Annotated in this window: 10 protein-coding genes; 6 read left to right on the top strand and 4 right to left on the bottom strand. The window is 46.0% G+C overall.

Annotated features, from left to right (window positions below):
- Positions 1-27: 27 nt before the first annotated feature.
- The 3 genes from aceF to pdhR form a co-directional block, all read right to left on the bottom strand.
- Complete coding sequence (aceF, locus tag YWE_RS0102820) at positions 28-1,920, bottom strand: pyruvate dehydrogenase complex dihydrolipoyllysine-residue acetyltransferase (protein WP_029093152.1); 1,893 nt, start codon at positions 1,918-1,920, stop codon at positions 28-30.
- Positions 1,921-1,934: 14 nt separating this feature from the next.
- Positions 1,935-4,601 carry a pyruvate dehydrogenase (acetyl-transferring), homodimeric type gene (aceE, locus tag YWE_RS0102815; RefSeq protein ID WP_029093151.1) on the bottom strand — a complete coding sequence of 889 codons (2,667 nt, stop codon included), beginning with the start codon at positions 4,599-4,601 and terminating at the stop codon, positions 1,935-1,937.
- Positions 4,602-4,738: 137 nt separating this feature from the next.
- Positions 4,739-5,503 (bottom strand): pyruvate dehydrogenase complex transcriptional repressor PdhR, encoded by a 765-nt coding sequence (gene pdhR, locus YWE_RS0102810; protein ID WP_029093150.1) that lies wholly within the window; start codon positions 5,501-5,503, stop codon positions 4,739-4,741.
- A 649-nt stretch (positions 5,504-6,152) separates the two neighbouring features.
- On the opposite strand from pdhR, the gene YWE_RS0102805 reads away from it, so the two are divergent.
- Positions 6,153-7,496, top strand: coding sequence for an amino acid permease (locus tag YWE_RS0102805; RefSeq protein ID WP_029093149.1), 1,344 nt, complete (start codon positions 6,153-6,155; stop codon positions 7,494-7,496).
- Positions 7,497-7,559: 63 nt separating this feature from the next.
- Here the strand turns inward: YWE_RS0102805 and ampD are convergent, their stop codons facing one another.
- Positions 7,560-8,114 (bottom strand): 1,6-anhydro-N-acetylmuramyl-L-alanine amidase AmpD, encoded by a 555-nt coding sequence (gene ampD, locus YWE_RS0102800; protein WP_029093148.1) that lies wholly within the window; start codon positions 8,112-8,114, stop codon positions 7,560-7,562.
- A 446-nt stretch (positions 8,115-8,560) separates the two neighbouring features.
- On the opposite strand from ampD, the gene YWE_RS0102795 reads away from it, so the two are divergent.
- The 5 genes from YWE_RS0102795 to ytfQ all read left to right on the top strand — a co-directional run bounded on the left by YWE_RS0102795 (position 8,561) and on the right by ytfQ (position 13,586).
- Positions 8,561-8,977, top strand: a complete 417-nt coding sequence (locus tag YWE_RS0102795) for a hypothetical protein (RefSeq protein ID WP_029093147.1) — start codon at positions 8,561-8,563, stop codon at positions 8,975-8,977.
- 235 nt (positions 8,978-9,212) lie between these two features.
- A complete protein-coding gene (gene ppdD, locus YWE_RS0102790; RefSeq protein ID WP_029093146.1) occupies positions 9,213-9,659 on the top strand; it encodes a prepilin peptidase-dependent pilin in 447 nt (148 codons plus the stop codon).
- Positions 9,656-11,119 (top strand): type II secretion system protein GspE, encoded by a 1,464-nt coding sequence (gene gspE / locus YWE_RS0102785; RefSeq protein WP_029093145.1) that lies wholly within the window; start codon positions 9,656-9,658, stop codon positions 11,117-11,119. The genes ppdD and gspE overlap by 4 nt, the downstream gene beginning before the upstream one ends.
- The gene (hofC, locus tag YWE_RS0102780; protein WP_029093144.1) at positions 11,116-12,303 is read left to right on the top strand and encodes a protein transport protein HofC; all 1,188 of its coding nucleotides are present in this window, start codon (positions 11,116-11,118) and stop codon (positions 12,301-12,303) included. Before gspE ends, hofC begins: the two co-directional genes overlap by 4 nt.
- Positions 12,304-12,629: 326 nt before the next feature.
- Positions 12,630-13,586, top strand: coding sequence for a galactofuranose ABC transporter, galactofuranose-binding protein YtfQ (gene ytfQ / locus YWE_RS0102775; protein WP_029093143.1), 957 nt, complete (start codon positions 12,630-12,632; stop codon positions 13,584-13,586).
- Position 13,587 lies beyond the last annotated feature (1 nt).

The following is a 13,587-nucleotide window of genomic DNA, read 5'->3' as shown; positions in this document are numbered from 1 at the left end:
AGGGCCGGCCTAGACCGGCCCTGCAAATTACATGACTAAACGACGAATGTCTGACATTGCATCATTAATGTAACTAATGAAACGAGCACCCGCTGCGCCGTCGATCACGCGGTGATCGTAAGACAGTGACAGTGGTAACATCAGGCGCGGAGCAAACTCTTTACCATTCCATACCGGTTTCATAGACGATTTTGATACGCCTAAGATAGCCACTTCTGGTGCGTTAACGATAGGGGTAAATGCCGTACCGCCAATGCCGCCCAGGCTGGAAATAGTGAAACATCCGCCCTGCATATCGGAAGCAGTCAGCTTACCGGCACGCGCTTTCTTAGAGATCTCAGCCAGCTCGCGAGACAGTTCAATGATGCCTTTCTTATTAACATCACGGAATACCGGCACCACTAAACCGTTTGGAGTATCAACGGCAACGCCGATATTGATATATTTCTTCAGCGTCAGCTTCTGACCATCTTCAGACAGTGAACTGTTGAAACGAGGTAGCTCTTCTAACGCTTTAGCAACGGCTTTCATGATAAAGACCAGCGGCGTGATTTTCACATCCAGCTTTTTCTTCTCAGCTTCAGCATTTTGTTGCTTACGGAAAGCTTCGACATCAGTAATATCTGCTTCATCGAATTGCGTAACGTGCGGGATCATCACCCAGTTACGGTGTAAGTTAGCGCCAGAAATTTTCTGGATACGACCTAACTCAACTTCTTCAATGTCACCAAACTTGCTGAAATCAACCTTCGGCCAAGGCAACAGGCCAGGTAATGAACCGCCTGTGCTGGCAGCCGCGCCTGACTCAACGCGTTTAACCGCATCTTTAACATAGGCCTGAACGTCTTCTTTCAGGATACGGCCTTTACGACCCGTTCCCTTCACTTTCGCCAGGTTAACGCCAAACTCACGGGCTAAACGACGGATAACCGGGGTAGCATGAATATAGGCTGAGTTTTCGGTAAATTCATTACCACCCGCAGCGGCTGGCGCTACAGGTTGAGCTGCTGGTTTAGCCGCAGCTGCTGGAGCACTGGCTGGAGCCGGAGCAGACGGGGCAGCAGCAGGTACTGCGCCTTGCACTTCAAACACCATAATCAAAGAGCCGGTAGAAACTTTACTTCCCACAGAAACCTTGATTTCTTTTACCGTACCGGCGAAAGGTGCCGGGACTTCCATTGACGCTTTATCACCTTCTACGGTGATCAGTGATTGTTCAGCGGTAACTTTGTCACCCACTTTTACCATCACTTCGGTCACTTCAACTTCATCACCGCCAATATCAGGAACCTGCACATCTTTAGCTGTACTTGCACCCGATGCAGCAGCCGGAGCCGCTGCTGGAGCACTTTCCTGACTTGCCGCTGCCGCTACGTTTGCCGAGCCAGCAACTTCAAATACCATGATCAGCGTTCCGGTTGAAACCTTGCTACCAACGGCAGTTTTGATCTCTTTCACGGTGCCGGCGAAAGGTGCCGGGACTTCCATTGACGCTTTATCACCTTCAACGGTGATTAGCGATTGTTCAGCTTCAACTTTATCGCCAACCTTCACCATGACTTCGGTCACTTCAACTTCGTCACCACCGATATCAGGAACCTGAACTTCTTTCAGCGAAGAGGCCGCTGCAGCCGGAGCTGCTGGCTTGGCTTCAGCTTTTGCTTCTGCCTTCGGAGCAGGTGCCGCATCGGCACCTTCAAAGATCATAATCAGTGAACCGGTAGACACTTTGCCACCGACCTGTACTTTAATTTCTTTCACTACGCCAGCCTGTGGCGAAGGGACTTCCATTGAAGCTTTGTCACCTTCTACGGTAAGCAGGGATTGTTCGACTTCAACTTTATCGCCAACTTTAACCAGCAGTTCGGTCACTTCAACTTCATCAGTGCCGATGTCCGGCACTTTGATTTCAATAGCCATTTAATCTTTACCTCTTATGCCAGACGTGGGTTAACTTTGTCAGCGTTGATACCAAACTTGGTTATCGCTTCTGCTACAACGCTGGCTTTTACTTCACCGCGTTTAGCCAGTTCACCCAAAGCAGCAACCACAACATAAGATGCATCCACTTCGAAGTGATGACGCAGGTTGGCACGGCTGTCTGAACGACCGAAACCGTCAGTACCCAATACGCGGAAATCGCTGGCTGGAATAAAGTTACGAATTTGTTCTGCGAACAGTTTCATATAATCAGTAGAAGCCACCGCTGGTGCATCGTTCATCACCTGAGCAACGTAAGGTACACGTGGTTTCTCTAGCGGATGCAGCATGTTCCAACGCTCACAGTCCTGACCATCACGCGCCAGTTCAGTGAAGGATGTTACGCTGTAGACGTCAGATGAAATGCCATAATCTTTAGACAGGATCTGAGCGGCTTCACGCACATGAGGAAGAATTGAACCAGAGCCCATTAACTGAACGTGGCCTTTTCCTTTCTTACCTTTTACGCTTTCTAACTTATAGATACCTTTACGGATACCTTCTTCAACGCCTTTTGGCATTGCAGGCATATGATAGTTTTCGTTCAGCGTAGTGATGTAGTAGTAAACGTTTTCTTGATTACCGTACATGCGCTGTAAACCATCATGCATAATGACAGCAACTTCGTAAGCGTAAGTTGGGTCATAAGAGATACAGTTAGGAATAGTCAGTGACTGAATATGGCTATGGCCATCTTCATGCTGTAGACCTTCACCGTTCAGTGTCGTACGACCAGAAGTACCACCGACTAAGAATCCACGCGCCTGTTGGTCACCGGCAGCCCAGCACAGATCGCCGATACGTTGGAAACCAAACATTGAGTAGTAGATATAGAACGGAATCATCGGCAGGTCATTGGTGCTGTAAGACGTCGCAGCCGCTAACCAAGATGCCGCAGCGCCCAGTTCGTTGATACCTTCCTGCAGAATCTGACCTTTCTCGTCTTCTTTATAGTAAGCAACTTGCTCACGATCCTGAGGGGTATATTGCTGGCCCTTAGGACTATAAATACCGATTTGACGGAATAGGCCTTCCATACCAAAGGTACGGGCTTCATCCGCTAGAATAGGCACTAAGCGAGGTCCGATTGACGGATCTTTCAGCATCACGTTCAACGCACGAACAAAAGCAATGGTGGTAGAGATTTCTTTATTCTGCTCTTCCAGTAAACCTTTGAACTCTTCCAGCGGTGGAATAGTCAGCGCTTGTGTAAAGTTAGGCAGACGAGTCGGTACATAACCTTTCAGAGCCTCACGGCGTTCATGCAGGTATTTGTACTCTTCTGAATCTTTTTCCAGCGTGATTAACGGCAGTTTTTCGATATCAGCGTCAGCAACAGGTACGTTGAAACGATCGCGGAATTGGCGTACGCCTTCCATGTTCATTTTCTTAACCTGGTGAGCGATATTTTTACCTTCCGCAGTTTCACCCATGCCGTAACCTTTAATGGTATGGGCCAGAATGACGGTTGGTTTACCTTGGGTATCCTGCGCTTTTTTCAGTGCTGCAAATACTTTCTTCGGATCGTGACCACCACGGTTGAGTGCCCAGATTTCGTCGTCGGTCATATCTTTAACCAGAGCGGCGGTTTCAGGGAAGCGACCAAAGAAGTGTTCACGTACGTAAGCGCCATCTTTAGACTTAAATGTCTGATAGTCACCGTCAACGGTTTCGTTCATTAACTGAATCAGTTTGCCGGTCGTATCTTTGCGTAGCAGGTCATCCCAACGGTTGCCCCACATAACTTTGATCACATCCCAGCCGGCGCCGCTAAAGATGCCTTCCAGTTCATTAATGATTTTACCATTACCGGTTACAGGACCGTCTAAGCGCTGTAAGTTACAGTTAATGATGAATACCAGGTTGTCCAGTTTTTCACGGGTTGCAATGGTAATTGCACCTTTAGATTCCGGCTCATCCATCTCACCGTCGCCTAAGAAGGCATAAACAGTTTGTTCAGATGTGTCTTTCAGACCGCGATTGTGTAAATACTTCAGGAAACGCGCCTGATAGATCGCACTGATTGGACCCAGACCCATAGATACGGTCGGGAACTGCCAGAAGTCAGGCATCAGTTTAGGGTGAGGATAAGAAGAAAGACCGTTACCGTGAACTTCCTGACGGAAGTTATTCATTTGTTCTTCGCTCAGGCGACCTTCAAGGAAGGCACGAGCGTAGATTCCCGGAGAAATATGGCCCTGGAAGTAAACTAAGTCACCGCCGTCTTTAGCATTGCGCGCGCGGAAGAAGTGGTTAAAACACACTTCATAGATGGTCGCAGAAGACTGGAATGAAGCCATATGGCCACCAAGGTCCAGATCTTTCTTAGACGCACGCAGAACGGTCATCACCGCATTCCAACGGATGATAGAACGGATACGACGCTCTAAATCAAGGTTACCCGGATAAGCCGGTTCGTCAGCCAGTGCAATGGTATTGATGTAATCACTGCTAGACACCCCTGAAGGTAAATTAACGCCAGCCTGACGGGCTGATGCCATAACCTGATCAATCAGGTATTGAGCACGCTCAACGCCTTCTTCACGGATGACCGATTCAATCGCCTGCAACCAATCGCGGGTTTCAATCGGATCCACGTCTTGATTTACAATTTCCGACATGGTGGTTTCCTTATTCTATCTTTATGTTAGTTGTTCAAAGCCTGTCTCAATAACGTCTACCCTTTGGCTATCTACCTGCATAAGGCAGCTTAAACGTTATTAAGACAGGCTCAGTGTTTGGCCGAGCTAATTTGCTCTCAATCCTTGCGTTGCTGTAGCAGACGCAGCGATCTCTCGCGACGGCTATGCTCTCTATCAAGCTCTAACAGCACATCCTCGATAAAAGCTAAATGACGATGCGAAGCTTCACGTGCTTTTTCTGGTTCACGTGCCACTATGGCATCAAAGATACTAGCCCTATGGTTACTCACTCTCTCCAGCATTTCACGGCGTGAATAGAGTAATTCGAAATTTTGGCGGACGTTTTGCTCTAACAGAGGAGACATGCAACGTAATAAGTGCAGCAGCACCACGTTGTGACTGGCTTCTGTCACCGCCATTTGATATTGCATTACGGCTTCAGCCTCGACCGTTCTGTCGCCTGAAGCCTGAGCGGTTTCAATCTGTTCATGATAGGTGCGGATACGTTGAAAATCTTCATCAGTACCGCGTAAGGCCGCATAATAAGCGGTGATACCTTCCAGCGCATGACGCGTTTCTAACAGATCGAATTGTGATTCAGGATGGTCGGCAAGTAGTTCACTTAGCGGGTCACTCAGGCTCTGCCAAAGGTTAGTCTGGACAAAAGTCCCACCACCCTGGCGGCGCAGAAGAAGGCCTTTACCTTCTAATCGCTGAATAGCTTCTCGCAGTGAAGGACGGGAAACATCAAATTGCTTAGCAAGCTCTCGTTCAGGAAGGAGTTTCTCCCCCGGACGGAGGGTTCCTTCAAGGATCAGCGTTTCGAGCTGTTGCTCAATAACGTCTGATAACTTGGGTTGACGAACCTTGCTATAAACCATAATGCTTCTCTGAAATGCCCTGAAGTCAATTGGTAATACCAATATCAAAAGTGTGACGATAAAGTAACAAAATATTCACCTTATGTCCATATGACCATTGATCGAAATCATGAAACTACGCCTATCACTGTGATTTGTCGGGATTATCGTCGCTAACCCTACCCACATAGGGTTAATTACAATAAATAGCCTGAGAATAAATTTAACCTTTTTGAAACGAATAAAAAGTAAAACTGAAGCGGATCAGCAAACCATTATTTAAATATAAAATCGATATTTATGAATTAAAATTCATTTTTGATCTTTATGGGAAATTCTGCGTTTTTTGGCTACTTACAAATATTGCTATAACAATCTGTGTAAATGCCTAAATAAGAAAACCAACTATCTTCTAGCCTGAGTAAAAAACGCCCAACCCCCCTTATCAAAAAGGTCAATTTATCGGTAAAACAATTCTCAATCCTGAGACATGGAATACAAGAAAATTAATGCAAAGATTTTTGATTACCACTATTCTTGCCGCTTCGGTAGATAGCTATGAAAAAGTCTTTCTCGCCGAGTGTAAATATCTTGGTACAGTAGGCTAATATTTGAACGGTAAACCCACAAAATAACAAAGCTAATCAGTGTATAAGAGGAACGAATAATAATGAGTGATGAGCTCAAACGCGGCCTAAAAAACCGACACATTCAATTAATTGCGTTAGGTGGAGCCGTTGGTACAGGGCTATTTTTAGGCAGCGCTCAAACCATCAGCATGGCTGGTCCCTCTGTCATACTCGGTTATGCTATTGGCGGCATTATTGCTTTTCTAATCATGCGCCAACTGGGTGAAATGATTACTGAAGAGCCTGTCGCAGGAACATTCAGCCACTTCTCCTATAAATACTGGGGCCCGTTTGCCGGTTTCCTCTCTGGCTGGAACTACTGGATGCTGTTCGTCCTGGTCAGCATGGCAGAGCTCACGGCCGTCGGCATCTACGTTCAATATTGGTGGCCTGAAATTCCGACCTGGGTATCTGCCGCCGTATTCTTTGTCTTGATAAACCTGATTAACCTCACTACGGTAAAAGTTTACGGTGAGATGGAGTTCTGGTTTGCCATTATTAAAGTCGCCGCCATTATTGGTATGATTCTTTTTGGTTCTTACCTGCTGTTCAGTGGCTTGGGCGGCCCGGAAGCCGGAATCAGTAACCTATGGTCTCTGGAAGGCGGATTTATGCCTTTCGGCACCGAAGGTTTAATTATGGCGACTGCCATAATTATGTTCTCCTTTGGCGGGCTTGAGCTGATTGGCATCACCGCAGCAGAAGCCGATAACCCGCAAAAAAGTATTCCTAAAGCCATTAATCAGGTTATTTACCGTATTCTGATTTTCTATATCGGCTCGCTGGTGGTTCTGCTGTCACTTTACCCATGGACTAAAGTGGTTGAAGGCGGTAGCCCGTTCGTCATGATCTTCCATGACCTGAACAGCAATATGGTTGCTACCGCACTCAATGTCGTTGTTCTGACCGCCGCGCTGTCGGTTTATAACAGCTGTGTCTACAGTAATAGCCGTATGCTGTACGGCTTAGCGTTACAAAAAAATGCGCCTAAAGCATTGGCTAAGACCAACAGCCGCGGTGTACCGGTCAACGCTATTTTGTTCTCCAGTACCATAGCTGCCATTGGCATCTTGATTAACTATATGATTCCTAAAGAAGCAATTAGTATCCTGATGTCGCTGGTCGTCTCCAGTATTGTAATTAACTGGGCAATGATCAGCTTATCTCATCTTAAGTTTCGTGCAGCTAAAGATCGTGAAGGCGTGGTTCCTAAATTCAAATCCCTGTTTTACCCTTTCAGTAATTACCTTTGCCTGCTATTCTTAGCCGGCGTGCTGGTCATTATGTATATCACCCCGGGCATCCGTATTTCAGTGTTACTGATTCCGGTATGGCTGGTGATTTTAGGCATCGGCTACTTAATCACCCGTAAAACAATAAAGTAGATAAACGGTCTGATATTAATTTAACAATCCCCGCGGGTTTAACCCGACGGGGATTTTTTTTGTTTATCTTATCGACTCATCAGAAATACTTTTTTTATAGTAAGCCCAATCAAAATGAGGCCCCGGATCGGTCTTACGACCGGGAGCAATATCGCTATGGCCGGTAATCCGCCCGGCACTAATCGGGTAATGAGCCATTAGTAATTGCGTAACGACGGACAAACTATGATATTGCTCAGCGCTGAAGTCCCGATCGTCAGTACCTTCCATTTCAATACCAATCGAAAAGTCATTACACCGCTCCCGGCCCTCAAATAGAGAAACACCGGCATGCCAGGCTCGTTTATCAAATGGGACATATTGTACAATTTCACCATCACGACGAATCAGGCAATGAGCCGATACTCTCAGTTGGCTAATACCAGCAAAATAGGGATGTTGGTTGGGGTCCAGCGTACCGGTAAACAGACGATCGATATAAGGGCCGCCAAACTCACCGGGCGGCAAACTGATATTATGAATCACTAACAGTGAGGGAATCTCATCATCTGGCCGATCGTCATAATGAGGAGACTCAACCCGCTTTACGCCGGTAAGCCATCCATTGATTAATTCCATATTACCCCTTACCTGCTTTGTCATAATTAGATTTCATTAACGCATCATTTAGTAACTTTAACCCATGTTGACAGAGCAGCCTCAATCATTCCAAACAAAAAACATAGACATAAATAAAACCAACAACCATAGTTATTTTTCACAGGTCTATAAGTTTGATCTATCACAAAGTGTGAGCACCATCACAAGCGCAGAATGAATAGCACTAATAGCTAAACAGACTATCAGGAAGCATTAAATCAGGTATCAGGCTTGCCTTATCCAGATACCGATAACAACATCAATCAGTTAACACTATAAGTTAGCTGAAAGTGTAACGCACCCGCGGCTGTCAATTCAGATAATAATGACGGTGCCGGGATTAGGAATTCTTTTGCTATTGGCGGGTAATTCACTCCGTCTCCATACTGGAGATATTGAGCACTCATAACACAACGGTAAATAGCATGATCAATAAATTAGCTGTACTGATTAGCATCGCTTTATTAGCGGGCTGTTCAACTCAAGCCTCCAGAATGTCTGATTGTGAAAGTCAGGGAATATCTAAAGACGCCTGTTATATTGCTGAACAAAATAAGCAGGCTAGTGTCACTAATGCAGCAGAAACCGCGGCTCTGCGCAATGCAGCTAAATCAGTTGAGCAAACTACGTATCAACCATTTAAAACACATTTAGCGGGTTTAAATATCGAGGCCAATGCCCAAGGTCAGATGTATGTTGACGGCAAACCGGCTCTTATTACGGAAGATAACGTCGATGCAATAACCTACCAGCAAGGAGGGTTCGATATTATTCATTATAAGAGAACCCATAAACTATTTGTTTTACAAAATGGCAAAATTGTTGGTCGTGGGAAGATATAAGCAGTAATAGCCGAGTTTTCCTGACGAGATAAAGACCATTAAGGGCGCTTATCAAGCGCCCTTTTCTATGTCAATAAACGCGCAATCTATCGCATCAATAAATGTAACAGGGCCATTTACCAGAATTTATCCTGACCACTCTCCAACGATTAAACAATATCGACTCTTTCTACCACCTCAGAAAATAAGCTACTGATATCGTTTACGACATCACGACCTATCAGGAGCAAATATCATGCAACATCAGGCGGGTTTTACCCTTTTTGAATTGATGATTGTTATCGCTATCATCGCCATACTGACCGCCATCGGACTACCGGCTTACCAAGGCTATGTACAAAAAGCGGCACTGACAGATATGTTACAGGCCATGGTGCCTTATAAAACGGCCATTGAGCTCTGTTCATTGGAAAACGGCGGGCTTGGCCGGTGTAATAACGGCAGTAACGGAGTTCCGGCTGATAAAACCACTCGCTACGTACAAAAAATAACGGTCGCTGACGGCGTGATTACCCTTATCGGGCAGAGTGCGCTACAAAGCTTAACGGTAACACTGATACCAATACTGGATACCACATCGTCAGGGCTCAGTTGGCAACGACGCTGCCTGAGCGGCCAAAATGTCGGTCTGCAAAACGCCTGTAACGATATATTTCGTTTTGATGATGTGAGTAATCCATGACAGATATCAGCCAGGATATTCAAGATAAATGTCTGCGTTATCAGGTCGTGCCCCTGAAGATTGATAATCAGCAATTAGTGGTTGCCGCAGTACAAAGTGAATCACTCACTCAGGTGATATCAGAACTCAGTTTTACCTGTGGCTATGCGATCAAAGTCGATTACTGGCCCCGGGCTAAAATTGAACAATATATTCATCAGGTTAAACATGACAGACCTGATAACGCATTCATTGTCGCACAACAGCACCAATCCAATGCTGCTAGCGCTGAGTATACCGACAATCGCCATGATGATGAGCCGGTAGTACAGTTTATCAATCAGGTTATTCGTCAGGCGCTGCAGCGCAGAGCTTCGGACATCCATTTTGAACCTTATGCTCACCATTATCGGATCAGGCTGCGTATCGACGGAACGCTACAGGAAACGGCGACGCCCCCCGCGTCAATAGCGCCACAGTTGGTTGCCCGGCTAAAAATCATGGCATGGCTCGACATTGCTGAACGCAGGCTACCACAGGACGGTCAGCTATTATTTCACCATGATGGTGAAGACCGGGCGCTGCGTATTTCAACTATTCCGGTTTCTTACGGTGAAAAAGTGGTTTTACGGGTTATGGAGTCAGGTAAACAGCAGCAACAAATCGCTGCGCTTGGCATACCTGACCAACTCCTGCAGTTGTATACCAAAACGATTAATCAGCCACAGGGATTAGTGCTGGTTACCGGACCTACGGGAAGCGGAAAAACCGTGACGCTATACAGCGGGCTCCGCCAGCTAAATGACGCTTCTCGCAATATCTGTAGCGTTGAAGATCCGATAGAAATTCCAATCAACGGGATTAATCAGACCCAGATTAATCTCAAGGCAGGCATTACATTCAGTACGGCGCTAAAAGCCTTCTTACGACAGGACCCCGATATATTAATGGTTGGCGAAATTCGCGATCGGGAAACGGCTGAAATTGCCGTTGAAGCCGCACAAACCGGCCACTTAGTTTTGGCAACGTTACACACCAACTCGACGGCAGATACGCTGATTCGCCTAAGTCAGATGGGAATTCCTGACTATCTTTTAGCTTCCAGCCTGAAGCTCATTATTTCCCAACGGCTTATCCGTTGCCTCTGCCCCCACTGTAAGCAGAAAAGCCATCAGCCACAAAAGATATACACCGGCCAAAAGAACGTCATCATTGACGCTTATCAGGCCGTCGGCTGTGAGCATTGCCTCAACGGATACTATGGCCGGACGGGGATTTACGAAATGCTGTCCATCAGTGATGAAATCAGGCAGGCGCTGTTTAACGGAGCAACGGTAACTGAATTACATAGCCTTGCCTGCCGGCAAGGCATGATACCGCTATTTGATGCCGGAATCGGGCTGGTCGAACAGGGAGTAACATCCCTTCCGGAGCTATATCGAACGGTCGGATTCCCCCATAAAACCGAAGATTCCCGATGACATATCCGCGGTTATACACTTGGCTGGATATCGAAGGCCATAGCGGAGAAATTTCGGCTAACTCAGTCCGCCACGCCAGACAACAGCTTATGGTCCAGGGAGTTATTGCTGTAAAGATAAAGCTAGCGGTCAAGCTTAGCCAGCGACAGTGGCAATTAGCTGAGTTATCAACGATTACGCGTCAACTGGCTACGCTGTTACAGGCCGGATTACCGCTCAATCATAGTCTCAGGCTGATTGCATCAGAACACCCGCTACCGGCATGGCGCTATATTTTAAAACAGTTACAGTCACAAATATCGCAGGGAAAATCATTTTCTTCGGCGCTGGCCGAATATCCCCAAGCATTTCCGGCCCTATTTAGAGAGCTAATATCAACCGGAGAACTGACCGGTAAACTCGATCAATGTTGCTTCTTATTGGCCAACCAACAAGAAAAACGGGTACGGTTACAGCAAAAAATCCGTAAGGCACTCGGTTATCCGCTATTTGTACTGGCCGTAGCGCTGCTGGTATCGCTGCTAATGCTCATATTGGTACTGCCAGCATTTACCGAAATCTACCAATCCTTTGATGCCCCGCTTCCCTATTTCACACAGTGTGTTATTGCCCTGTCTGATGCGATACAACATCATGGTCTGATCGGCGCGATACTATTATCAACACTCTATGGATATTATTTAAACAGGCTACACCCTCAACAGTATTGGCAAGCAAGAGAACAACAAATTATTCTTCAGCTTCCATTTTGTGGAAAACTTATTCAAACCAACATATTGGCCAGAGTATTTCGCACCTTAGCCATGACGCAACATGCAGGAATACCGCTAACCAATGGAATAAAATCATCCGCTAACGCTGCCGGAAATATCCATTACTACCATTCATTAATATTCACGCTAAGGCTTATCGAACAGGGAACCTCGTTATTTAGCGCATTACATCAACAGCCTCTATTTCCGGCATTAGCATGTCAGTTGGTGCGGGCCGGTGAGGAGTCGGGAATGTTAGATACCATGCTGGATAAACTGGCTGATATTTATGAGGACCAGGCCGAAAATCTGGCTGAAAACCTATCGGCAAAGGTTGAGCCGTTGCTGATGACGATACTGGCCGTCATTATTGGCGGGCTAGTGATCGCCATTTACCTTCCTATATTTCAACTTGGTAATGTAATGGGATAATCACTGGCTAAAATATACTGAGACAGAAAATATAGGCCTGATAAAGCCTGAATTACTCATACCTATTAGGAACGCTTTCGCGATAGCCCTAAAATAAAACTGAGTATAAAAAATAGAGCCTGAAGGATAAAACATAAAAAAGCAGGTCGATATTTTAGTTATGCGTTAAAAATAACTATGCTTATCGAGTTATTTATATTCACTATCCTGCTATTTGTAACTATATGGGATATTGCTCTCCTTTTATTCTGCCAGTTTTGCCAAATTGTATTAGCAATAATTTGCTGCTTCATAGTCTCCCTAAACTCAATTCGAGGAAAAGTAATATGCTAAAACGTTTACTGATCGCGAGTACTATCGCAACCCTGATATCAGGTGCTGCTTATGCAGAATCATTAACGGTCGGATTCTCACAAATTGGTTCAGAGTCCGGCTGGCGGGCTGCCGAAACGTCGGTAGCAAAAGAGCAGGCAAAACAGCGAGGTATCACGCTGAAAATTGCTGATGCCCAACAAAAACAAGAGAATCAAATCAAAGCAGTACGTTCATTTATCGCTCAGGGCGTTGACGCCATATTTATTGCTCCGGTAGTACAAACAGGCTGGGAGCCGGTATTAGAAGAAGCTAAAGACGCAAAAATACCGGTGTTCTTACTGGACAGAAACATTACGGCGAAAGATCCTTCACTGTATATGTCAGTTGTCACCGCAGATAACGTGTATGAAGGCAAGGTTGCCGGTGACTGGCTGGTTAAAGAAATGGCCGGAAAGGCCTGTAATGTTGTAGAGCTACAGGGTACGGTCGGTGCCAGTGTCGCATTGGATCGTAAAAAAGGGTTCTCCGAAGCGATTGCCGGTGCTCCTGAGATTAAAATAATTCGGACTCAGTCCGGCGACTTTACCCGGAGTAAAGGTAAAGAGGTTATGGAGAGTTTCATCAAAGCTGAGGATCGCGGCAAAAACATCTGCGCGGTGTACTCTCATAACGACGATATGGCCATTGGCGCAATTCAGGCCATTAAAGAGGCCGGGCTCAAACCTGGTAGTGATATAAAAGTTATTTCGATTGATGCCGTACCGGACATCTTTAAAGCCATGCTGGCCGGTGAAGCTAACCTGACCGTTGAATTAACGCCAAATATGGCAGGACCGGCATTTGACGCACTAATCGCCTATAAAAAAGACGGCACTATTCCACCAAAAATCATTCAGACCGAATCAAAAGCTTTTGGTCCTGAGTCCGCTCAACAGCAAATCGATCTTAAGAAAAATATGGGGTACTAAA

The organism is Budvicia aquatica DSM 5075 = ATCC 35567 (assembly GCF_000427805.1).
GTDB lineage: Bacteria > Pseudomonadota > Gammaproteobacteria > Enterobacterales > Enterobacteriaceae > Budvicia > Budvicia aquatica.
The sequence above is the reverse complement of the archived record's forward strand: the minus strand, read 5'-3'. Positions and strand labels throughout refer to the sequence as shown.